The sequence below is a fragment of the Pelomonas margarita genome (genome assembly GCF_043555875.1).
Lineage (GTDB): Bacteria > Pseudomonadota > Gammaproteobacteria > Burkholderiales > Burkholderiaceae_C > Pelomonas > Pelomonas margarita.
In genome coordinates this window covers 18865-39944 of record NZ_JBIGHW010000015.1, presented here as the reverse complement: position 1 = coordinate 39944, position 21080 = coordinate 18865, and the positions used below count along the sequence as shown (strand labels likewise).

General features: G+C 70.2%; 20 protein-coding genes. 16 read left to right on the top strand and 4 right to left on the bottom strand.

Going from position 1 to position 21080, the window contains the following annotated elements; translation table 11 throughout:
* Nucleotides 1-38 precede the first annotated feature (38 nt).
* Nucleotides 39-1739: a PglL family O-oligosaccharyltransferase gene (locus ACG0Z3_RS20330; RefSeq protein ID WP_394401054.1), complete on the top strand. Its 1701-nt coding sequence runs from the start codon at nt 39-41 to the stop codon at nt 1737-1739.
* Here ACG0Z3_RS20330 and moaC read toward each other — a convergent pair.
* Entirely contained in the window at nt 1728-2219 is a 492-nt protein-coding gene (gene moaC, locus ACG0Z3_RS20325) for a cyclic pyranopterin monophosphate synthase MoaC (RefSeq protein WP_394401051.1), read from the bottom strand. The genes ACG0Z3_RS20330 and moaC overlap by 12 nt on opposite strands.
* A 99-nt stretch (nt 2220-2318) precedes the next feature.
* Here moaC and ACG0Z3_RS20320 point away from each other — a divergent pair, with 99 nt between their 5' ends.
* A complete protein-coding gene (locus ACG0Z3_RS20320) occupies nt 2319-3911 on the top strand; it encodes a M48 family metalloprotease (RefSeq protein WP_394401048.1) in 1593 nt (530 codons plus the stop codon).
* A 10-nt stretch (nt 3912-3921) separates the two neighbouring features.
* Here ACG0Z3_RS20320 and ACG0Z3_RS20315 read toward each other — a convergent pair whose 3' ends face one another.
* On the bottom strand, nt 3922-4275 hold the full coding sequence (locus tag ACG0Z3_RS20315) for a phage holin family protein (RefSeq protein ID WP_268166533.1): 354 nt from the start codon (nt 4273-4275) through the stop codon (nt 3922-3924).
* A gap of 159 nt (nt 4276-4434) precedes the next feature.
* On the opposite strand from ACG0Z3_RS20315, the gene ACG0Z3_RS20310 reads away from it, so the two are divergent.
* The 11 genes from ACG0Z3_RS20310 to ACG0Z3_RS20260 all read left to right on the top strand — a co-directional run bounded on the left by ACG0Z3_RS20310 (nt 4435) and on the right by ACG0Z3_RS20260 (nt 14791).
* Complete coding sequence (locus ACG0Z3_RS20310) at nt 4435-5172, top strand: energy transducer TonB (protein ID WP_394401043.1); 738 nt, start codon at nt 4435-4437, stop codon at nt 5170-5172.
* A gap of 18 nt (nt 5173-5190) precedes the next feature.
* Complete coding sequence (locus ACG0Z3_RS20305) at nt 5191-5949, top strand: MotA/TolQ/ExbB proton channel family protein (protein WP_394401040.1); 759 nt, start codon at nt 5191-5193, stop codon at nt 5947-5949.
* Nucleotides 5950-5959: 10 nt separating this feature from the next.
* Complete coding sequence (locus ACG0Z3_RS20300; protein WP_394401037.1) at nt 5960-6376, top strand: ExbD/TolR family protein; 417 nt, start codon at nt 5960-5962, stop codon at nt 6374-6376.
* A 202-nt stretch (nt 6377-6578) separates the two neighbouring features.
* Nucleotides 6579-8963: a catecholate siderophore receptor Fiu gene (locus tag ACG0Z3_RS20295; protein WP_394401034.1), complete on the top strand. Its 2385-nt coding sequence runs from the start codon at nt 6579-6581 to the stop codon at nt 8961-8963.
* Nucleotides 8964-9034: 71 nt separating this feature from the next.
* Nucleotides 9035-9715, top strand: coding sequence for a Fe2+-dependent dioxygenase (locus tag ACG0Z3_RS20290; RefSeq protein ID WP_394401031.1), 681 nt, complete (start codon nt 9035-9037; stop codon nt 9713-9715).
* Nucleotides 9700-10338 (top strand): PepSY-associated TM helix domain-containing protein, encoded by a 639-nt coding sequence (locus ACG0Z3_RS20285; protein ID WP_394401028.1) that lies wholly within the window; start codon nt 9700-9702, stop codon nt 10336-10338. Before ACG0Z3_RS20290 ends, ACG0Z3_RS20285 begins: the two co-directional genes overlap by 16 nt.
* A gap of 26 nt (nt 10339-10364) precedes the next feature.
* Nucleotides 10365-10901, top strand: a complete 537-nt coding sequence (locus ACG0Z3_RS20280; RefSeq protein WP_394401025.1) for a DUF2271 domain-containing protein — start codon at nt 10365-10367, stop codon at nt 10899-10901.
* A 17-nt stretch (nt 10902-10918) separates the two neighbouring features.
* Nucleotides 10919-11755 (top strand): DUF4198 domain-containing protein, encoded by an 837-nt coding sequence (locus tag ACG0Z3_RS20275; RefSeq protein ID WP_394401023.1) that lies wholly within the window; start codon nt 10919-10921, stop codon nt 11753-11755.
* Nucleotides 11756-12793, top strand: coding sequence for an FAD:protein FMN transferase (locus ACG0Z3_RS20270; RefSeq protein WP_394401021.1), 1038 nt, complete (start codon nt 11756-11758; stop codon nt 12791-12793). It begins immediately after the preceding gene.
* Nucleotides 12790-14157 carry a sulfite reductase subunit alpha gene (locus ACG0Z3_RS20265; RefSeq protein ID WP_394401018.1) on the top strand — a complete coding sequence of 456 codons (1368 nt, stop codon included), beginning with the start codon at nt 12790-12792 and terminating at the stop codon, nt 14155-14157. The genes ACG0Z3_RS20270 and ACG0Z3_RS20265 overlap by 4 nt, the downstream gene beginning before the upstream one ends.
* 208 nt (nt 14158-14365) lie before the next feature.
* Nucleotides 14366-14791, top strand: a complete 426-nt coding sequence (locus tag ACG0Z3_RS20260; protein ID WP_268166521.1) for an SWIB/MDM2 domain-containing protein — start codon at nt 14366-14368, stop codon at nt 14789-14791.
* A gap of 75 nt (nt 14792-14866) precedes the next feature.
* Here the strand turns inward: ACG0Z3_RS20260 and ACG0Z3_RS20255 are convergent, their stop codons facing one another.
* Nucleotides 14867-15280, bottom strand: coding sequence for a response regulator (locus tag ACG0Z3_RS20255; RefSeq protein ID WP_394401015.1), 414 nt, complete (start codon nt 15278-15280; stop codon nt 14867-14869).
* A 165-nt stretch (nt 15281-15445) separates the two neighbouring features.
* On the opposite strand from ACG0Z3_RS20255, the gene ACG0Z3_RS20250 reads away from it, so the two are divergent.
* Entirely contained in the window at nt 15446-16321 is an 876-nt protein-coding gene (locus tag ACG0Z3_RS20250; RefSeq protein ID WP_394401012.1) for an MHFG family PEP-CTERM protein, read from the top strand.
* Here ACG0Z3_RS20250 and uvrA read toward each other — a convergent pair whose 3' ends face one another.
* Nucleotides 16322-19216, bottom strand: coding sequence for an excinuclease ABC subunit UvrA (gene uvrA, locus ACG0Z3_RS20245; protein ID WP_394401010.1), 2895 nt, complete (start codon nt 19214-19216; stop codon nt 16322-16324). It lies immediately after the preceding gene.
* 177 nt (nt 19217-19393) lie between these two features.
* On the opposite strand from uvrA, the gene ACG0Z3_RS20240 reads away from it, so the two are divergent.
* Complete coding sequence (locus ACG0Z3_RS20240; RefSeq protein ID WP_394401008.1) at nt 19394-19618, top strand: hypothetical protein; 225 nt, start codon at nt 19394-19396, stop codon at nt 19616-19618.
* 154 nt (nt 19619-19772) lie between these two features.
* Entirely contained in the window at nt 19773-21023 is a 1251-nt protein-coding gene (locus ACG0Z3_RS20235) for a hypothetical protein (RefSeq protein WP_394401005.1), read from the top strand.
* Nucleotides 21024-21080 lie beyond the last annotated feature (57 nt).

Sequence of the window (21080 nt, the reverse complement as noted above, 5' to 3'; positions counted from 1 at the left end):
CCCGCGCATTGCGGGTCACAACCTCCGATTGACCGCACATGACCGGTTCCAGGTCCCCGGCCGCATTGGCCGATACGAGCATCCCCGCTATCGCGCTGGCCACGCTCCTACCCCCGCTGCTGGCCTTCAACCAGACCCCCGCCGCCACGCTCTACAACCAGCTGCTCGCGCTGGCCGGCTGGGGGCTGGCACTGCTGCTGTGCGCGCGTGCCGTGCCGAACTGGCGCGGCGGACTCACGTCGCCCGCCTCGCTGGCGTTGGCGCTGCTGTTCGTCGCCCCACTCTCATCCGTGCTGTGGCGTGGACTGCCGCCGTCGCTGGGCTTGGGGGCTGCGGCCATCCTGGGCGCGGGGCTGGCGGTGCTGCTGCTGGCGCAAGGCCTGTCTCCCGTTGCGCGCCGCACGGCCGGCGAGGCGCTGGCCTGGGGTCTGCTCGTCACTGGCCTGCTCACCGTGGCCATCAGCCTGGTGCAGGTGTTCGCGCCGGACCTGGCCAACGGCACCGTCATCGCCCGCTCCGGCATTGCCGGCCGGGCCGTGGGCAACCTGCGCCAGCCCAACCACCTGGCCAGCCTGATGATGTGGATGGCCGTGGCGGCCGTCTTCATCACTGAGAAGCGAGGCTGGCGCGCGCTGCTGGCGCCGCTGCTGTTCGCGAGCGTGTTCACGGTGGTGTTGAGCGCGTCACGCACGGGCTTCATCGGCATCGCGATGCTGGCGATCTGGGGCCTGGTGGATCGCCGGCTGTCGCGCACGGCGCGCCTGGCGCTGCTGGCCACGCCGCTGATGCTGGGCCTGAGTTGGTGGCTGATGGCGCAGTGGTCGGCTGAGGGCCATGCCTTCGGTGCCGCGTCGCGGCTGTCGGAGGGCGCGGGCTCGCCATCGCGGCTGGCCATCTTGCGCGACGCCTGGGCGCTGACGCTGGCGCATCCGCTGGTCGGCGTGGGCTGGGGTAGCTTTAATTTCGCATGGAGCCTGACACCGTTCCCCGCACGCCCGATCGCCTTCTTCGACCACACGCACAACCTGCCGTCGCAGCTGGCGGTCGAGCTGGGGCTGCCGTGGGCGGGTGCCGTGCTGGCCCTGCTGTGCTGGGCGCTGTGGCAGGCCTGGCGAGGCGCCGCGCGGGCCGATGAGGACGCGCCGCTGCGCCGGGCTGCCTTGATGATCGTGCTGACCATCGGCCTGCACAGCCTGCTGGAGTACCCGCTGTGGTATGCCTACTTCCTGCTGCCCGCCTGCTTTGCGCTGGGGCTGGCACTGCCGGCCGGCGAACGCGGGCGCACGGCCTCGTCGGTGCCGCTGAGCCTGGCGGGCGCTGTGCTGGTGGCCGGCAGCCTGTTTGCGGTGTGGGACTACCAGCGCATCGTCGCCATCTACGCGCCGGGCGAGGATGCCTTGCCGCTGGGGCAGCGCATCGCCGCCGGTCAGGCGTCGCCGTTCTTTGCGCACCAGGCCGACTACGCGGCAGCCACCAGCCAGCCCCCGGGCCCGGCGGCGCTGGCCGCCACGCGGCGCACGGCGTTCAGCCTCATCGATGCCCGGCTGCTGATGCACTGGTCGCGCTCGCTGGAGGCGACGGGCGACCTCGACGGCGCGCGCTACCTGGCGGACCGCCTGCGCGAGTTCCGCAACCCCACCGGGGACGGCTGGTTTGCCAGTTGCACCGAGCCGGCATCGGCCCCCATGGTGCAGTGCCAGCCCGCGTCGACAGTCATCGACTGGCGCTCACTCCGCTGACTCGACGGCGCGCCACTCGCCCGACTTGCCGCCCTGCTTCTCCAGTACGCGCACGTTGGCGATGACCATGCCGCGGTCGGCGGCCTTGCACATGTCGTAGACGGTCAGCAGGCCCACCTGCACGGCGCAAAGCGCTTCCATCTCCACGCCCGTGCGGCCCAGCGTCTCCACCTGGGCGCGGCACAGCACGCGGCTGTGAGCCTCGTCCAGCTCGAACTCGACCTTCACACGCGTGATGGGCAAGGGGTGGCACAGCGGCACGAGGTCACTGCAGCGCTTGGCGCCCTGGATGGCCGCAATGCGCGCCACGCCCAGCACGTCGCCCTTCTTGGCGGTGCCGCTGGCGATGAGCGCGAAGGTCGCCGGCTGCATGCGGATCTCGCCGGCCGCGACGGCCACGCGGTGCGTCTCGGCCTTGGCGGACACGTCCACCATGTGGGCCTGGCCTTGGGCATCAAAGTGGGTCAGCGGGGAGGTCATGCGAGGGGCTTCATCTTCACGAAACATTGAGCCGGTGGCTTGCAGGCATCATAGACAGCCGCCCGGGCCTGAGCCGTCGGCGGCCGGAGCCCCTGCCAGATGACCACCTCGTTCGCCACCCGCCCTCTGCTCACGCTGCTCGCCGCTGCCACACTGGCCCTGCCGGGCGCGCCGCTGCATGCGCAGGTCAACCTGCCGGCACTGGGCGACTCGGTCTCGCAGGACCTGGACATCAACACCGAGCGGCAGCTGGGCGAGCGCTACATGCGCATGATCCGGGTGGACCCGGCCTACGTGCACGACCCGCTGCTGCAGGAATACATGGCCGGCATCTGGAACCCGCTGATCGCAGCCGCGCGCAAGCTGGGCCACATCAGCGACGAGCAGGGGCGGCTGGCCTGGGAGCACTTCCTCGTCGAGGACAAGAGCATCAACGCGTTCGCGATGCCGGGCGGCTTTGTCGGCACGCACCTGGGGCTGATTGCGATGACGGTGTCGCGCGACGAGCTGGCCTCGGTCATCGGCCACGAGATCTCGCACGTCACGCAGCGCCACATCGCCCGGCGCATCGCGGGCGATTCCAAGAACAACATGGTGGCCATCGCCGGCCTGCTGCTCGGCGTGCTGGCGGCCTCTCGCGGCAACATTGACATGGCCAACGCGGGCATCGTCGGCGGGCAGGCGGCGGCCGCTCAGATGTCGCTGAACTTCTCGCGCGATATGGAGCGCGAGGCCGACCGCGTGGGCTTCAACGTGCTGGTGGAGGCCGGGTTCGCGGGCAGCGGCATGGTCAGCATGTTCGAGCGCATGGAGCAGGCCTACCATTTGATGGACGATGGCGCCTACCCGTACCTGCGCAGCCACCCGCTGACCAGCGAGCGCATCGGTGATGCGCGCACGCGCCTGGCGCTGGAGCCGTTCTCGCGGCCGCGCGGGCTGGCTGAGCATGCGCTGATCGCGGCGCGGGCCCGCGTGCTGATGGACCAGCGCGTGGACGCCTGGAAGGTGCTGGAGAACTACGACGCCGGCGCCCGCAACATCAAGGAGAGCGGCGGCTACGAGCAGCTGGGCGCGCGCTACGCGGCCGCGCTGGCGTCGATCAAGCTGCGCAACTTCGACCGTGCCGAGGCGACGCTGCGCAGCGCCGAGGTCACGCTGCAGCTCATCAACCCCAGCCCCTCCGAGACGGCGGCGGCGAAACGGCTGCTGACCTATCTGCGCACCGAGCTGGCCCAGGTCCGTGGCCGGCCGATGGAAGGCGTGGCCGCGCTGGAAACGCTGCGGGGCGAGAAGTCGCGCCCGCTGCTGCTGCAGCGCGTGGGCCTGGCGCTGGCGGGCGCCCCCGGGGACGCAATGCTGCGCGACGCGGCTGACGCGCTGCAGACCCATGTGAGCCTGGAGCCGCTGGATGCACTGGCCTGGGCGCAGCTGGCGCTCGTGTGGGAGAAGCTGGGCCAGCCGCTGCGGGCCGTGCGCGCCCAGGCGGAAACGCGGGCGGCTGCCGGCGACCTCAATGGGGCGATCGACCGCATGAGCTCCGGCCTGCGCCAGTCGCGCCGGCCGGATGCGGACCAGGTGGAAGCCGCCGTCATCGAGGCCCGGCTGCGCGCGCTCACCTACGAACGCCAGGCACTGATGGGCGCGATGTACCCGGGCCGCTACATCCCGCCGGACGCGCGGCTGCCGGACTGAGCGCCCGCGCTCAGTCAGCCGGGAACAGCCGCTCAACGACCACGTCGATCACCATGCCGCACAGGCTGTAGATCAGCGAGCCGATCAGCGCCGCCCAGAAGCCGTTGACGGCCAGCCCAGGCAGCAGCGAGGCGGCCGCCCAGAAGGTGAGGGCGTTGATGACGAAGAGGAACAGGCCCAGCGTCAGCACGGTCACCGGCAGCGTCAGCAGCACGAGGATGGGCCGCACGACGGTGTTCAGCAGCCCGAGCACCAGCGCCGCGATGAGCGCCGAGGTGAAGCTCGTCACGACGACGCCCGCGTAGAGGTGCGCCACCAGCAGCAGCGCGCCAGCCAGCAACAGCCAACGGGTGAGTGTCTTCATGGCCGGCGAGCATACAAGCCGCGCTGGGCAGGCAAATCATTCAATAGGAATCATTCGCATTCCTGTTACTATCCATGCCTGTCGTGTAAAGCCAGTTTGCTGACGTGCCCGCCTGGGGCAGGCACCGCTGGCTGAGCGCCCACTTGCATTGCCGCCCGCGTGATTCCTGCCTCCAGCCTGCCTGCCGACACCGCGCCGCCCGCTCCCCTGCGGCCCGTGGTGCTGCCGCCGCCGCCCGCGCGCGGCGATGAACTCGGCGCCGTGGGGCGGCGTGCCCTGGTGGGCGGCGTGCTCGCGGCCCACCTCGTCGGTGCCTGGGCGCTGATGCAGGTGGACGCCGTGCGCAGCGCCGTGGCCCAGGCTGTGCCCGTGCTGATGGTGGACATGATTGCGCCGCCGGAGCCCGCCAAGCCGCCGCCACCACCGCCCCCAGCGCCGCCGCAGCGCGTGGCACCGACACCTGCGCCGGTGATCGCCGCTGCACCCAGCCCCACGCCCGCGCCCGCTGCTTTCGTGGCGCCGCCGCCCGAGCCCACACCTCCGGCCCCGGTCAACGTCGCCCCGGCGCCCCCGGCACCGCCCGCTGTCGCACCGGCACCGCCCGCGCCCGCAGGCCCGCGCCAGATTGCCCCCAGCGCCGTGCGCTACGTGAAGCTGCCGGAGCTGAACTTCCCGGCCCTGGCCAAGCGGGCCCGCGAGTCGGGCACCGTGGTGCTGCGCATCACCGTGGATGCCGAGGGTCGGCTGAAGGCCGCCACGGTGCAGCGCTCATCGGGCTTCGCGAGCATCGACCAGGCCGCGCTCAGCGACATCCGCAGCGCCCGCTTCGCGCCCTACATGGAAGACGGCAAGCCCGTCGAATGGCAGACCCTGGCCCCGCTGGCCTACGAACTTTGACCGCTGACTGAGACCCTCATGGACGCCACCGCCATCACCGCCGCCGCACCCGCTCCCGGGTTCGGCCATTTCATCGCCCAGTCCGACGCCGTGGGCAAGTTCCTGCTGGGCGCGCTGGTGCTGATGTCGGTCATCTCCTGGGGCCTGATCATCGCCAAGGGCGTGTCGCAGTTCCTGCGCAACAAGCGCTCCACCACCTTCCTGGACTTCTTCTGGAACGCGCGCAGCCTGGATGCCGTGCAGGCCGAGCTCAACACGCACGGCGCGCACGACCCCTTCTCCCACCTCAGCGCCCACGCACTGCACGCCCAGGCCCACCACGCCCGCTATGGCGCGGCCAAGCTGAGCGAGGCCGGCACGGCCACCGACTTCATCACCCGCACCATCAAGAAGGTGCTGGATGAAGAGACCACGCAGCTGGAGTCCGGCCTGACGACGCTGGCCACCGTGGGTGCCACGGCGCCCTTTGTGGGCCTGTTCGGCACGGTCTGGGGCGTGTACCACGCGCTGCTGGCCATCGGCATGAGCGGCGCCGGCACGCTGGACAAGGTGGCTGGCCCGGTGGGTGAGGCACTCATCATGACCGGCATCGGCCTGGCCGTCGCGATTCCCGCCGTCATCGCCTACAACGCCTTCACGCGCAGCAACCGCGTGCTGTCGGCGCGGCTGGATGCCTTCGCCTACGAGCTGCACAGCTTCCTGACGCTGGGCGAAGCCCCTGGCGCCGCCGCTCAGACCACGACCGTGCGCCCGCTCAAGCCGGCCGCCGCGCACTGAGGCCCGCGCCATGGCCTTCGCCTCCTTCGACAGCAAGCGCAGCAATGCGCCGGTCGCCGAGATCAACATGGTGCCGCTCATCGACGTGATGCTGGTGCTGCTGGTGATCTTCATCGTCACGGCGCCGCTGCTGACTCACGCCGTCAAGCTGGACCTGCCCAAGGTCAGCTCCAAGGCCAACGAGATCAAGCCCGACAAGATCGAGTTCGCCATCGACGCCAGCGGCCAGCGCTACTGGAACGGCGAGACCGTCACGCGCGAGGAAGCCCAGGCGCGCTTCCTCGTCGAAGGCCGCAAGCCCGCGCAACCCGAAATCCACCTGCGCGCCGACCAGGAGGTGGCCTACAAGGCCGTCGCCCAGACGCTGGCCGATGCCTCCAAGGCCGGCCTCAGCAAGGTCGGCTTCGTCAGCGAACCCGAACGCTGAGCGCCGCGCACGCAGCGTCGCTCCCACGCGACGCCATGCCCTTGCGCAGCAAAACTTATTTGCAATAGCAAATGCGAATTATTAGCATTTGCATGTTGCGTCAATCCTGACGCCACCCTGTCCACTGCCACCCCAGGTGCCGCACGCCGATGTGTCGCATCGCCTGATCGGGTCGGCCTGCATTCCCCTCGGAGATTTCCCCATGTCCATGATCAAGAGCCGCAAGCACAAGCTTGCCCCCCACGCCCTGGCCGCCCTGGCCGCGCTGAGCCTGCCCGTGGCCGCCCAGCAAGCACCTACAGCCGCCAAGAAGGACGAAGCCGCGCTGCCCACCGTCAAGGTGCAGGCCGCCAAGGACGTGCCGTTCAAGGCTGATGTCAGCGCGTCGTCCAAGATCACCCAGCCGCTGCTGGAGACGCCCAAGACCATCCAGGTCGTGAAGAAGGAAACCCTGCAGGAGCAGGGCGCCGTCTCGCTGATGGAGGCGCTGCAGAACACCCCCGGCATCACGATGCAGCTGGGCGAGAACGGCAACACCTCGGCCGGCGACACCTTCCAGATGCGCGGCTTCGCGCTGCAGACCTCCACCTTCGTGGACGGCATCCGTGACCTGGGCGCCGTCACGCGCGACGTGTTCAACCTGGAGCAGATCGAGATCGTGAAGGGCCCGTCCGGCGCCGACACGGGCCGCGGCGCCAGCGCCGGCTACATCAACCTGATCAGCAAGCTGCCGCAGCGCGACAACATCACCGACGCCACGGTCACGCTGGGCGACGCCAACCGCAAGCGCGCCACGCTGGACACCAACTACCGCCTGGGCGAAGGCACGGCCGTGCGCCTGAACGTGATGACGCAGGACTACGGCACGCCGGGCCGCGACGCCGTCGACAAGAAGGGCTGGGCCATCGCGCCGTCCATCGCCTTCGGCCTGGGCACGCCGACGCGCTTCTTCGTCTACTCGCAGCACGCCCGCCAGGACAACACGCCCGACGGCGGCATTTCCACGGTCGGCTTCCCCGGCTTCGGCCAGACCTTTGCGAACAACGCGACCGTGCAGTCGGCCCTGCTGGCCGCGCCGCGCGCCAACACGAGCAACTACTACGGCAGCGCCAGCGACTACGAGAAGGTCGAGGCCGACATGGTCACGGCCAAGCTGGAGATGGACCTGGGCAGCGGCACCACCGTGCGCAACATCTCGCGCTACGGCCGCACCCACATGGACCGCGTGCTGACCGGCGTCAACGGCCTCACAGTCGCCACCGGCACGGGCGCCACCGCCGTGCTGCTGCCGCAGGCGCAATGGACCATCGCCCGCTCGCGCCAGCGCGTGGACCAGACCAACGAGATCCTGGCCAACCAGACCAGCCTGAACACCAGCTTCACGACTGCCGGCATCAAGCATGACCTGGCCACCGGCATGGAGCTGATGGTGGAGCGCCAGCTGTCGCGCGGCACTACCACCGGCAGCAGCGCCACGGCCACCGTGGTGCTGAACGGCCAGACCATCGCCGCCATCAGCAATCCGGCCGCCAACCTGTACGCGCCCAACAGTGGCGATGTGCTGGGCACGCCGCTGTTCACCGGCGCCGACACCGAGGGCAAGACCTTCACGCAGGCGCTCTACGCCTTCGACACCCTCACGCTGAACGACGCCTGGAAGCTCAACGCCGGTCTGCGCGTGGAGCACTACACCACCACCACCAACACCGGCACGCTGGTGACCGGCGGCAGCAACGGCAACCTGGCCACCTACCAGCCGCGCGGCTATGGCGTCGGCGCGATCGTGCCGACCAACCTGAGCGCTTCCGACTGGCTGACCAGCTGGAACCTGGGCGCCGTCTACAAGTTCGCCCCCAACGCCACGGTGTACGGCTCGGTCGCCAACTCGCTGACGCCGCCGGCCAGCACCAACTTCACGCTGGCCGCCACCGGCCAGCAGGCCGGCACCGCCGAGCCGCAGGAGGCCACCAACTACGAGCTGGGCACCAAGTGGGAACTGCTGGACAAGCGCCTGAACCTCAGCGCCGCGCTGTACCGCAGCGAGAACGACAAGCAGGTCACGCAGGACCCGGTCACGATGATCAGCATCCAGGGTGGCAAGACCCGCGTGGAAGGCATCGAGCTGGCCGCCGTCGGCCAGATCACGAACTTCTGGCAGGTCACCGCCGGTCTGCAGACCATGAAGACCAAGCAGATCAACCAGCAGAGCTTCAGCACCACCAACGGCGTCACCACCACCACGGTGACGGAAGGCGTGCGCTGGTCACCCGAGTTCTCGGCCACGCTGTGGACGTCGTACCAGTGGAACGACCTGACCGTCGGCGGCGGCGTGCGCCACACCGGCGAGCAGCGCCGCGTCATCACCGCACTGGCCGCTGGTGCGACCCCGGGCAACACGCCCAACCTGCCGGCCTACTCGGTGGTGGACGTGATGGCCGCCTACCGCCTGTCCAAGAACGTGAACCTGCAGCTCAACGTCGCCAACCTGACCGACAAGGTCTACATGGCCGCGCTGAACAACGGTGGCTCGCGCCTGTTCCTGGGCACGCCGCGTTCGGTCACGCTGACCGGCCGCTTCTCGTTCTGAGGCCTTTCTCAAGCTAGCCAACACCAGCCCGCGTCGACCTTCCCGCCGACGCGGGCCTGGCCACTTCAGCCATGCTTCTCCACATTCCTGCCGTTCTGAGCAAAGACGACGTGCGCGAGATGCGCCGCGGCCTGGACGCCGCCGACTGGACCGACGGCCGCGAGACCGTCGGCGCCCAGGGCGCGCTGGTCAAGCGCAACCGCCAGCTGCCCGTGGGCCACCCGCTGGGCCTGCAGATCGGCGAACACATCCGCCAGGTGCTGGCGCGCCACCCGCTGTTCATCTCGGCCGCGCTGCCCGTGCGCACGCTCAGCCCCCTGTTCAATCGCTACGAAGGCGGCGAGCACTACGGCCTGCACGTAGACGGCGCCATCATGCGCCAGGCCGGCAGCGATCACCCCCTGCGAAGCGACGTCTCCACCACCGTCTTCCTGAGCGAGCCCGAGGAGTACGACGGCGGCGAGCTCATCGTCGTCGACACCTATGGCGAGCACGAGGTCAAGCTGGCGGCCGGCGACATGGTCGTCTACGCAAGCAGCAGCCTGCACCGCGTCGAGCCCGTCACGCGCGGCGCCCGCGTGTGCTCCTTCTTCTGGACGCAAAGCATGGTGCGCGACGACGGCCGCCGCACCATGCTGTTCGAACTCGACCAGGCCATCCAGCGCCTGCGCGCCCGCCTGGGTGACGACGCCGACACCCAAGCCCTGACCCACCACTATCACAACCTGCTGCGGCAATGGGCGGAGCTGTGAGCGCCACCAAGCACCGCCCCGGCTGGCTCAAACAGCTGCACACCTGGCACTGGATCAGCTCGGCGATGTGCCTGGTCGGCATGATGCTGTTCGCCATCACCGGCATCACGCTCAACCACGCCAGCAGCATCGAGGCCAAGCCGCAGATCGTGCAGCGCCAGCTGCAGCTGCCCGCCGAACTGCTGCCGCTGGTGCACGCGGCCGACGATGCCGTCGACGAGAACAAGCCCCTGCCCGCCGCGCTGCAGGCCTGGACGGGCCGCACGCTGCCGCGCAGTTTTGACGGCACGCTCGCCGCCGAATGGACGGCCGACGAGATCTACGTCGCCCAGCCCCGCCCGGGCGGCGACGCCTGGCTGCGCATCGACCGCCGCAGCGGCGCCGCCGAGTACGAGTCCACCGACCGCGGCTGGATCTCCTACCTCAACGACCTGCACAAGGGCCGCCACACCGGCACGGCCTGGAGCTGGTTCCTCGACATCTTCGCCATCGCCTGCCTGGTGTTCTGCATCACCGGGCTGCTGATCCTGAAGTACCACGCCACCCACCGCCCCAGCACCTGGCCGCTGGTGGGCATCGGCTTCGTGCTGCCGGCGCTGCTGGCACTGCTGCTCATCCACTGAATCTCCCACTCGAACCGAGAACCGCCATGACCCGTCATCGCCTCACTCCCACGCTGTCCGCTATCGGCGCCCTGGGCGCCCTCACCGTGGGCAGCCCTGCCTGGGCCGCCACCGTGCAGCTCAAGATCGAAGTGCCGCGCCTGAACGTCGCCGAGTACCACAAGCCCTACATCGGCGTGTGGCTGGAGAAGGCCGGCGAGCCCGGCGCGGCCGCGCAACTGGCCGTCTGGTACGACATGAAGAAGCCCAACAGCGCAGGCACCAAGTGGCTGAAGGACATGCGCCAGTGGTGGCGCCAGGGAGGCCGCGAGCTGACCATGCCGGTGGACGGCGTCAGCGGCGCCACGCGGGCGCCCGGCGAGCACGTCATCTCGTTCGACAAGCACCCCAACCTCGCCAAGCTGCCGGCCGGCCAGTACGAGCTGGTCATCGAGTCCAGCCGCGAGGCCGGCGGCCGCGAGGTGCAGCGCATCCCCTTCACCTGGCCCGTCAAGACCGCCGCCGAAGCCAAGGCCCAGGGCGAGCACGAGCTCGGCGCCGTGCAGCTGACCGTCAAGCCCTGACCCCCAAGGAGACAAACATGAGCGTCATCACCCGCATCGCCCCCCTGGCGCTGGCCCTGTCGGCCGCGCTGCTGTCTACCGCCGTCCAGGCGCACCAAACCTGGTTGCTGCCCAACCAGACGCAATTCAGCGTCGGTCGCGAAGCCCCGGTGGCCGCCTTCGATGCCGCAGTCTCCGAGAGCCTGTTCACGTTCGAACGCGGCCTCAAGCTGGACGTGCTGCGCATCACCGGCCCGGACGGCAAGGCGCTGGAGGCCGAGAACCGCGTCAGCTCGCGCCACCGCGAGAGCTTCGAAGTCAAGCTGCCGCTGGACGGCACCTACCGCGTCAGCAACTTCAGCCAGGCCGTGATGGGCAGCTACAAGCAGGGCGCGGAGACCAAGCGCTTCCGCAGCACGCAGGCCAACCTCGCCAAGGATGTGCCCGCCGACGCGGAGATCACCAGCTTCGTCGTCTCCACCAGCCGGCTGCAGACCTTTGTCACACGCGAACAGCCGGGCAAGCTCGCGTTCGTGCCCGAAGGCGACGGGCTGGAGCTGCTGCCGCTGGGCCCCGTCACCGACCTCAGCCACGGCGACACCACGCGCTTTCGCCTGCTGCTGGACGGCAAGCCGCTGGCCAACGCCACGCTGCGCCTGCAGCGTGAGGGCGGCCGCTACCGCTACAAGCTGGGCGAGGAAGGCCTCACCAGCGACGACAAGGGCGAGTTCTCCGTCAGCTGGACCGAGCCCGGCCGCTACCTGATCGGCGCCAGCCACGGCGAGCGCCCGGCGCAAGGCCAGCCGCAGGGCACGCGCGACAAGCCGCTTCAGCGCGCCAGCCTGGCCGCCACCTTCGAAGTGCTGCCCAAGTAAATGACGCCTGCCGCCGACCTCGCGCCCCGTGTGCTGGTGCCACTCGCCATCCGTGGCGAGCCGCCGGCCTGGGGCCAGGTCGTCCATGCGCTGCAGGGGCAGAGCATGGGCACCACATGGTCGGTGCGCTGCGTCGGCCCGGCCGCACTGCGGCTGGACGCCATCGAGGCGGTGATCGCCGCGACGCTGAACGACGTCATCGCGCAAATGAGCCACTGGGAGGCCAGCTCCGCGCTGAGCCGCTTCAACGTGGCGCCGCCTGGCCATGTGCAGTCCCTGCCCGCCGGCTTTGCCACCGTCATGGACGCCGCGCTGCGCGTGGCCACCGCCAGCGACGGCGCCTACGACCCCGGCGCCGGAGAGCTTGTCGCGCTGTGGGGCTTCGGCCCGGCCTGGCTGCGGCCGCGCCACGACGAACCCGGCTTCGCACTGCCCACCGAGGCCCAGATCGCCGCCGCCCAGCGCGACTGGCGCACGCTGCGCTGGGACGCCCACCAGCGCCGGCTGACCCAGCCCGGCGGCGTGCGGCTGGACCTGTCGGCCATCGCCAAGGGCCATGCCGTGGACCGCGTGTCCGACGCGCTGGCGGAATGCGGCCTGCCGGACCACCTCGTCGAGATCGGCGGCGAGCTGCGCGGCGCCGGCCTCAAGCCCGACGGCCAGCCCTGGTGGGTGGACCTCGAACCGCCGACCCCCGACTGCGGCCTGCCCCCGACACGCCTCGCGCTGCACGGCCTGGCCATCGCCACCTCGGGCGACTACCGCCGCTGCTTCACCACGGCCGACGGCCGGCGGCTGCCGCACACGCTGGACCCGCGCAGCGGCCGGCCCATCACGCACGGCATGGCCTCGGTCAGCGTCGTGCACGACAGCGCCATGTGGGCCGACGCCTGGTCCACCGCGCTGACCGTGCTCGGCCACGAGGCCGGCCTCGCGCTGGCGCAGGCACAAGGCCTGGCCGCCCTGCTCGTCTGGCGCGAGGCCGACGGCCGCTTCGCCGAGGCCTGGACGCCCGCGCTGCAGGAACTCGCGCTGTGATCGCCGGCCGCCTGCCGCTGGCGATCGCGCTGATCGCCCTGTACCTGCTGCTGTGCGCCGCCGTCGCCTGGCGCCACCGGCGCCACCTGCAGGCGCAGGCCCGCACCGCCGCGCAGTTGCTGCCGGCGGCCGGCGGCAGCGCGCCCATGCTGGTGCTGCACGCCAGCCAGACCGGCCAGGCCGAGGAATTCGCGCTGCAGACCGCGCGCGCGCTGCACCTGGCCGGCCAACCCGTGCGCCTGGCCGCGCTGGGCAGCCTGCGCCCCGACGACCTGCGCGGCGCGACCCACGCGCTCCTCATCGCCAGCACCTACGGCGAAGGTGACCCGCCCGACGCCGCCACGCCCTTCTGGCGTGCCGCGCTGGACGGCAACACCGACCTGAGCGGCCTGCGCTACGGCCTGCTCGCGCTGGGCGACCGCAGCTACCAGCAGTTCTGCGGCTTCGGCCAGGCGCTGGACGACTGGCTGCGGCGCAGCGGCGCCAACCCGCTGTTCGAGCGCATCGACGTGGACCGCAGCGACGCCGCCGCGCTGGACCACTGGCGCCACCAGCTCAGCCACCTCGCCGGCACCGCCGACCTGCCCGCCTGGGAGGAAGCACCCTTCGAGCCCTGGCCGCTGGCCGCGCGCCAGCACCTCAACCCCGGCAGCGCCGGCGGCGGCGTGTTTCATCTCGAACTCACGCCCCCGCCGGGCCAGCCCCTGCCCGACTGGCAGGCCGGCGACCTCGTGCAGGTGCAACACGCCGACGAGCCCGGCCAGCCGCGTGAATACACCATCGCCTCGCTGCCCGCCGACGGCCTCCTGCACCTCATGGTGCGCCAGACCCGCCGCGAGGACGGCCGCCCGGGCCTGGCCTCCGGCTGGCTCACGCACGACGCGCAGCCTGGCGATGCCATCGCGCTGCGCGTGCGCAGCCACGCGAGCTTCCGCATCGGCGACAACGCACAGCGCCCGCTCATCCTCATCGGCAACGGCACCGGCCTGGCCGGGCTGCGCGCCCACCTCAAGGCTCGCGCCGGTGCCGGCGCGCCGCCCGCCTGGCTGCTGTACGGCGAACGCCAGGCCGCGCACGACGCCCATTACGACGCCGAGCTGCAGGCCTGGGTCGCGCAAGGCCTGCTCGCGCGCCTGGACCGCGCCTACTCGCGCGACGCGCCGCAGCCCCGCTACGTGCAGCACCTGCTGGCCGAGCAGGCCGCGTTGCTGCGCGACTGGATCGCCCGCGACGCCGCCCTCTACGTGTGCGGCAGCCTGCAGGGCATGGCCGGCGCGGTCGATGCGGTGCTGCGCGAGACCCTCGGCGACAGCGCCGTGGACCACCTCATCGCACAGGGCCGCTACCGCCGCGACGTGTACTGAACGCGGTGGTAACGGGCCTGCGGTGATGCAGGCCCGCGACAACCCCGATGTTTCCTGGGCTCGTACGCGTTTTCTCCTGGGAGAAATCCTTCTCTTCCCCTATGGAGCGCAGTACCATCGCCGCCGCAGGGTGCTAGAGAGTATTGAAGGCTTACGCGGCCTTCACCCGGACCCGGCACATCAACAACTTTTGATGGAGTGAATCGACATGGCAACTGCGAAGAAGGCCGCGCCCGCGAAGAAGGCGGCAGCACCGGCGAAGAAGGCCGCACCGGCGAAGACGGCGGCAGCGCCCGCGAAGAAGGCTGCGGCCCCGGCCAAGAAGGCCGCCGCGCCCGCGAAGAAGGCAGCCCCGGCCAAGAAGGCTGCGGCACCCGCCAAGAAGCGCACGCCCAACGCCGCCTTCATGAAGGCCCTGACCCCCAGCGCTGCGCTGGCAGCCATCGTCGGCGCAGCTCCGCTGCCGCGCACCGACGTGACCAAGAAGGTCTGGGAATACATCAAGAAGAACAAGCTGCAGGACGAACTGCAAAAGCGCGTCATCAATGCCGACGCCAAGCTGAAGGAAATCTTCGGCAAGGCCAAGGCCGACATGTTCGAGATGACCAAGCTGATCAACAGCCACCTGAAGTGATGCGGCGCCGCGCATGCGGCACGTTGAGCAAAGCCCGGTACTGCCGGGCTTTTTCTTTGGTGGCAGCCGTCGCGCTCAGCGCGGCGGGGCAGGCCGGGAGGCCAGCATCTGCCGCAACCCCGCCTGCAGTTGCAGCACGTCGATGGGCTTGAGCCAGTAGTCGTCGAAGCCGGCTTCGCGGGCGGCGCGCACGGTGTCCGGCGGGTCGTCGGCCGACAGCGCCACCCACCGGGCGCCGGCCAGCGCGGCCGACAACGCCGCATCGGCGGCCACCCGGATGCGCAGTTCGACGCCGGTCATGTCGCTGAGGTTCATGTCCACCAGCAGCACGTCGGGCTGGCACTGCGCCAGCACCGCCAGCGCCTCTTCGCCACTGTCCGCACAGCGCAGCGCCAGTTCCGGCATCAGCCGGAAAACCTCTTCCATCAGGATCAGATGGATGCGGTCGTCTTCGACATAGAGCACCAGCGGCGAGGCGCGGTCGGGCATGGCAGGACAGGGGGTAGCTACAGCGGTCGGCACGATAGCAGCAATGCCGCCACCAGCCACCTTTCGCCGTTTCCCTGGTTTGCGTGACATTTCGCACCGCGCAGACACCCCCTCTTCGGGTGTTCGCCACGCGTGGAAACCCTGTGAATCCCTAAGATTTAGGACATGCGCCCGACCTTGGGCGCCAACCCCTTTCCGGGCTTCCCGATGTCCTTGATTGCCACGCTTGCTCTTGCCGTCTCTGCCGGCACCACGCTGCCCCAGTGCAACTGGGACCGCCCGGGCGCCAACCCCTTCATGGGCGACGTGGTGGCCGCCGTGGACCGCTACCAGGACATCCCGGCCGCGACCCGCGAAAAGCTCAAGGCGCGCATGAAGGCCCGCAGCTACGACGACATCGCCGTCATCGAGCGCGACGCCATCAAGGGCCAGGGCCGCGCCGAGTACGCGCCCGAGATTAGCGAGATGCATTTCGGGCCGGGGGCAGTCTGCAAGACGGTGACACGCACCCGGTGGACCGCCAAGACCCAGGAGCGCGGCCTCGTGTACTGCGAGGACGGCCAGTGCATCCTGGTGCCCACGGTCTGCCGCAACGTCAGCCGCATCAAGCGCCTGGAGAAGCCGGCGGCCGTGGCGCCGTCAGGCGCTGGCAACGTGGCCTCGGCCGCGCGCGAGGCCGACAACAACACGCCGCTGGAGTTCGAGGCCCCGGGTGCCGGCCCGATGGCGGCCGCCGCGCCGGACAGCTTCGCCCAGCAGTCGGGCGTGCCGACGCTGGCCAGCAGCAGCGGCACCAACAGCGGTGGTGGCAGCCTGATCGGTGGCGGCAGCCCGGCCGGCGGCGGCACGCGCGTCGCTGGTGGCGGCCTGCCGTCGCTGGTGGACCTGGGCACGCCGACCCTGCCGCCGGGCACGGTGCGCGTGGCCGAGGTGCCGTCCATCACGCCGGCCGTGCCCGAACCCAGCACCTGGGCCATGGCCGCACTGGGCCTGCTGCTGCTGGGCTGGCGCGCCCGCCGCACGGCGGCGGCCCGGGCCTGATCAGCGCCGCAGCAGCGGCGCCAGGTAGCGCCCCGTGTGACTGGCCTCGCAGGCAGCCACGTCTTCCGGCGTGCCGGCCACCAATAACGTGCCGCCGCCCGCCCCGCCCTCGGGGCCCATGTCGATCAGCCAGTCGGCCGTCTTGATGACGTCCAGGTTGTGCTCGATGACGACGATGGTGTTGCCCGCGTCGCGCAGCTGGTGCAGCACCTTCAGCAGCAGCGCGATGTCGGCGAAATGCAGGCCCGTGGTGGGCTCGTCCAGGATGTAGAGCGTGCGACCGGTGTCGCGCTTGGAGAGCTCCAGCGCCAGCTTCACGCGCTGCGCCTCGCCGCCGGACAGCGTCGTGGCGCTCTGGCCCAGCTTCACGTAGCCCAGGCCCACGTCCAGCAGCGTCTGCAGCTTGCGCGCCAGCGTGGGCACGGCGTTGAACAGGTGGAAGGCATCCTCCACCGTCATGTTCAGCACATCGGTGATGCTCTTGCCCTTGTAGAGCACCTCCAGCGTCTCGCGGTTGTAGCGCCGGCCCTGACAGACGTCGCAGGGCACGTAGACGTCGGGCAGGAAGTGCATCTCCACCTTCAGCACGCCGTCACCCTGGCAGGCCTCACAGCGGCCGCCGGCCACGTTGAAGCTGAAGCGCCCGGGGCCGTAGCCGCGCTCGCGCGCCGTGGGCATCTCGGCGAACAACTCGCGGATGGGCGTGAACAGGCCGGTGTAGGTGGCGGGGTTGGAGCGCGGTGTGCGGCCGATGGGCGACTGGTCGACGTTGATGACCTTGTCGAACGCGTCCAGGCCCTCGATCTCGTCGTGGGCCTCGGGGTCGGCGTGGCTCTGGTACAGCTTCTTGGCGACAGCTGCGTACAGCGTGTCGTTCACCAGCGTGCTCTTGCCCGAGCCCGAGACGCCAGTCACGCAGGTCAGCACGCCGACCGGGATGTCCACCGTCACGCCTTTCAGGTTGTTGCCCCGGGCGTTGACGATGCGCAGCACCTGGCCTTCGGGCGCCGTGTGACGCGTGGCCGGCACCTCGATGCGCGCGGCGCCGCTCAGGTAGCGGCCGGTGGGTGAGTTCGGGTTGGCGGCCACCTCGTCGGGCGTGCCCTGGGCCATCACGCGGCCGCCGTGCACGCCGGCGCCGGGGCCGAGGTCCAGCACCCAGTCGGCGGCGCGAATGGCGTCCTCGTCATGCTCGACGACGAGCACCGAGTTGCCCAGGTCGCGCAGCCGGCGCAGCGTGGCGATGAGCCGGTCGTTGTCGCGCTGGTGCAGGCCAATGCTGGGCTCGTCCAGCACGTACATGACGCCGGTGAGGCCCGAGCCGATCTGGCTGGCCAGACGGATGCGTTGCGCCTCGCCGCCGGACAACGTGTCGGCGCTGCGGTCCAGGCTCAGGTAGTTCAGGCCCACGTCGTTCAGGAAGCGCAGGCGCGACGCGATCTCGCGGATGACCTTGTCGCCGATGTCGGCCTTGTTGCCCTTGAGCGTCAGGCCCTCGAAGTAGTGCAGGCACTCACGCAGCGTCGAATGTTCCACCTCGTAGATGGGGCGGCCGCGCGTGCCGGCGGGCGCGTCGGCGGGCTGCAGCACGACGTTGCGCGCCTCGCGGCGCAGGCGCGAGCCCTCGCAGTGCGGGCAGGGCTTGGCAGCCATGTAGCGGGCCAGGTCCTCGCGCACGGCAGTCGAGTCGGTCTCCTTGTAGCGGCGCGACAGCGTCGGCAAGATGCCCTCGAAGGCATGGCTGCGCTTGACCGAGCGCTTCTTGCCGCTGGCCGTCTCGGCCTGGTAGGTGAAGGCAATCTCGGTCTCGCCCGAGCCATGCAGCAGCACCTGCTGGACGTCGGCGGGCAGGCTGTCCCACGGCGCTTCCACGTCGAAGCTGTAGTGCGCGGCCACGGCCTCCAGCATGGAGAAGGTGTAGGGGTTGCGGCGGTCCCAGCCCTTCACAGCCCCGCTGGCGAGGCTGAGCGTCGGGAAGGCCACCACGCGGTCCTCGTCGAACACCGTGACCTGGCCCAGCCCCTCGCAGCTGGGGCAGGCGCCCACCGGCGAATTGAAGGAGAACAGACGCGGCTCCAGCTCGGGCAGCGAGTACGAGCACACCGGGCAGGCGAACTTGCTGGAGAACAGCGTGGTGGCGCCTGAATCCATGTCCATCACCAGCGCGCGGCCATCGGCCAGGCGCAGCGCGGCCTCGAAGCTCTCGGCCAGGCGCTGGCGCAGGCTGTCGGCGCTGTCATGGCGCAGCTTGATACGGTCGATGACGACGTCGATGTCGTGCTTCTCGGCCTTCTTCAGCGCCGGGATGTCGGGCGCCTCCACCGTCGCGCCGTCGACGCGGAAGCGCACATAGCCTTGTGCCTGCAGGTCTTGGAACAGCTCCACGAACTCGCCCTTGCGGTCGCGCACCACGGGTGCCAGCAGCATCAGCTTGCTCTCGTCGGGCAGGGCCAGCACCGCGTCCACCATCTGGCTGACGGACTGCGCTTCCAGCGGCAGGTCGTGGTCGGGGCAGAAGGGCGTGCCGGCGCGAGCGTAGAGCAGGCGCAGATAGTCGTGGATCTCCGTGACGGTGCCCACGGTCGAGCGCGGGTTGTGCGAGGTGGCCTTCTGCTCGATGGAGATGGCCGGCGACAGGCCCTCGATGACGTCCACATCGGGCTTGTCCATCAGCTGCAGGAACTGCCGCGCGTAGCTGGACAGGCTTTCCACGTAGCGCCGCTGGCCTTCCGCGTACAGCGTGTCGAAGGCCAGCGACGACTTGCCCGAGCCCGACAGGCCGGTGATGACCACCAGCGAGTGCCGCGGCAGGTCGACGTCGATGTTTTTCAGGTTGTGCGTGCGCGCGCCGCGCACGCGGATGAAACGGGATTCGGGAGACTGCGGATGGGACATGGCGGCGCCTGCAAGCGAACCGGCCATGATAGGCGCGGCGCTTCATCCTGGCTTGCCGCAGCTCACCACGCCCCGCCTGCGGTTCATCGCAAGCGCCTCGCGGCGCCCGGCGCGGCTGCGCACACTGCCTGCCATCGACACCGCGATTCCGCAGTGCGAACACCAGGAGAAACCACCATGAAGACCACCGTTCTGATCCAGGCCGCCGCCATCGCCGCCTTTGCCTTCACCGCCCTGGCCGCCAGCGCCGCCCCGCAGACCGTGCACCAGCTGCCGCGCGTCGTCGTCACCGGCAAGGCCGTCAAGACCGTGGTGCAGCTGCCCCGCGTCGTCGTGACCGGCTACGCCCAGCGCGAGGTGGCCCAGCTGCCGCGCGTGACCGTCACGGCCCGCCGCGCCTGAGCTGCATGCGCACCCGTCGCATGTCGTCCCCACGAGCCGAGTCGCCGGCGCAGCAGGCCGGTGGCCGGGGCTGCGCCGCCGAGTCGGCTTGTCAATTTGCGTAAAAAGTCACGGCTCTGAAAGACAATCCAGGCTTCTTCATCGGAGCCCGCTTGTGAAAGAAGAGTTGCGCAAACGCCGTTCATGGCTGGACGGCTTCATGGCCTATCCGGCGCCGGCGGGCCTGGGCGAGAACCAGCTTCGCGACAACATCATCCTGCTGGACCAGGCGCTCTACGCGCTGTGGAACCTCGGCGACAACCTGCTGTTCGGCTGGACGCCCGAGGCCCGCGGGCTGCGCGTCATCGTTGCGCCGCACCCGCTGCTGACCGAGTTCGCGCTGGGCGACGGCCACCTGCCGCCGGCCGAGCTGACGCGCCGCGCCCGGCTGCTGGACAAGCTCCTGTCCAACCAGGAGCACCTGGAGGCCGCCGAGTTCGACCGCGTGGCCAGCGCGCTGGACGTGCGCCCCCGCCTCATCGAACTGCCGTTCGCGCCCGAGGACGGCCTGGGCCTGCCGCTGATCGCCGCCATCGCCGCGCGCTACGGCGTGCGCCTGGTGGAAGACCGCGCCGTCATCCTGTTCGACGCCGTCGGCTTCTCGCTGCTCACGCCGCTGCAGCAGGTGGTGCAGCTCAACAGCCTGTCCTGCTCCGTCAACGCCGCCTACGCCAAGCTGCTGGATCGCGAGATCAACATCAACTTCGCCCGCACCACCACGGGCGACGGCTTCTACATCTGGAACCGCATGCGCGGCGTGGAGGCCAATGTCGAGCTGTACCAGCTGATGCAGTTCATCCTGGCCGACAACGCGCTGGCCCAGGAGCGCGCAACGCGGCCCGAGTCCGTGCCTCGGCTGCGCGCCTGCTTCCACGTCGGCTCGCACTACGAGTTCTACCAATCCGAGGGCCTGAACCCGACCTCGTTCAGCTACTTGGTCGGCCAGGTCACCATCGAGCTGGCGCGCATGATCGACAACGCCCAGCCCGGCCAGATCCTGGTGGGCAAGTTCAACACGCTGATGCACGACGCCGCCACCGGCGAGGACGTGCGCATCGACAGCCTGGACTTCGTCGAGCGCACACGCGCCCCGCTGCGCAGCCTCAACGGCCTGCGGCTGGCCGGCTCCGAGGTCGACGAGATCGCCTGCTACCTGACCGGTCGGCGCGACAGCACCGGGCTGTGGGGCATCAGCGAGTACCAGATCGCTGACAAGCACGGCCTGATCCACCGCGTCTACAACGCCAAGATCAACATCCACCGCCGCAACGGCGAGCCCATCTACCTGGGCCTGCGCGAGGAAGACCTGCCGGTCACCGTGGCCCGCACCGTGGCCGACCCCGACCTGCACCCGCTGCACGCCTGAGCGGCGCCCCGCACGTTGTCTAGAGCCAGCCCCCAACTAGCGCACGATCTCGGCGAA

What these genes read in the sequence shown, in the direction of transcription:
- ACG0Z3_RS20330 (WP_394401054.1), top strand. Translation starts at nt 39, where the DNA reads ATGACCGGTTCCAGGTCCCCGGCCGCATTGGCCGATACGAGCATCCCC.
- moaC (WP_394401051.1), bottom strand. Translation starts at nt 2,219, where the DNA reads ATGACCTCCCCGCTGACCCACTTTGATGCCCAAGGCCAGGCCCACATG.
- ACG0Z3_RS20320 (WP_394401048.1), top strand. Translation starts at nt 2,319, where the DNA reads ATGACCACCTCGTTCGCCACCCGCCCTCTGCTCACGCTGCTCGCCGCT.
- ACG0Z3_RS20315 (WP_268166533.1), bottom strand. Translation starts at nt 4,275, where the DNA reads ATGAAGACACTCACCCGTTGGCTGTTGCTGGCTGGCGCGCTGCTGCTG.
- ACG0Z3_RS20305 (WP_394401040.1), top strand. Translation starts at nt 5,191, where the DNA reads ATGGACGCCACCGCCATCACCGCCGCCGCACCCGCTCCCGGGTTCGGC.
- ACG0Z3_RS20300 (WP_394401037.1), top strand. Translation starts at nt 5,960, where the DNA reads ATGGCCTTCGCCTCCTTCGACAGCAAGCGCAGCAATGCGCCGGTCGCC.
- ACG0Z3_RS20295 (WP_394401034.1), top strand. Translation starts at nt 6,579, where the DNA reads ATGTCCATGATCAAGAGCCGCAAGCACAAGCTTGCCCCCCACGCCCTG.
- ACG0Z3_RS20290 (WP_394401031.1), top strand. Translation starts at nt 9,035, where the DNA reads ATGCTTCTCCACATTCCTGCCGTTCTGAGCAAAGACGACGTGCGCGAG.
- ACG0Z3_RS20285 (WP_394401028.1), top strand. Translation starts at nt 9,700, where the DNA reads ATGGGCGGAGCTGTGAGCGCCACCAAGCACCGCCCCGGCTGGCTCAAA.
- ACG0Z3_RS20280 (WP_394401025.1), top strand. Translation starts at nt 10,365, where the DNA reads ATGACCCGTCATCGCCTCACTCCCACGCTGTCCGCTATCGGCGCCCTG.
- ACG0Z3_RS20275 (WP_394401023.1), top strand. Translation starts at nt 10,919, where the DNA reads ATGAGCGTCATCACCCGCATCGCCCCCCTGGCGCTGGCCCTGTCGGCC.
- ACG0Z3_RS20270 (WP_394401021.1), top strand. Translation starts at nt 11,756, where the DNA reads ATGACGCCTGCCGCCGACCTCGCGCCCCGTGTGCTGGTGCCACTCGCC.
- ACG0Z3_RS20260 (WP_268166521.1), top strand. Translation starts at nt 14,366, where the DNA reads ATGGCAACTGCGAAGAAGGCCGCGCCCGCGAAGAAGGCGGCAGCACCG.
- ACG0Z3_RS20255 (WP_394401015.1), bottom strand. Translation starts at nt 15,280, where the DNA reads ATGCCCGACCGCGCCTCGCCGCTGGTGCTCTATGTCGAAGACGACCGC.
- ACG0Z3_RS20250 (WP_394401012.1), top strand. Translation starts at nt 15,446, where the DNA reads ATGCGCCCGACCTTGGGCGCCAACCCCTTTCCGGGCTTCCCGATGTCC.
- uvrA (WP_394401010.1), bottom strand. Translation starts at nt 19,216, where the DNA reads ATGTCCCATCCGCAGTCTCCCGAATCCCGTTTCATCCGCGTGCGCGGC.
- ACG0Z3_RS20240 (WP_394401008.1), top strand. Translation starts at nt 19,394, where the DNA reads ATGAAGACCACCGTTCTGATCCAGGCCGCCGCCATCGCCGCCTTTGCC.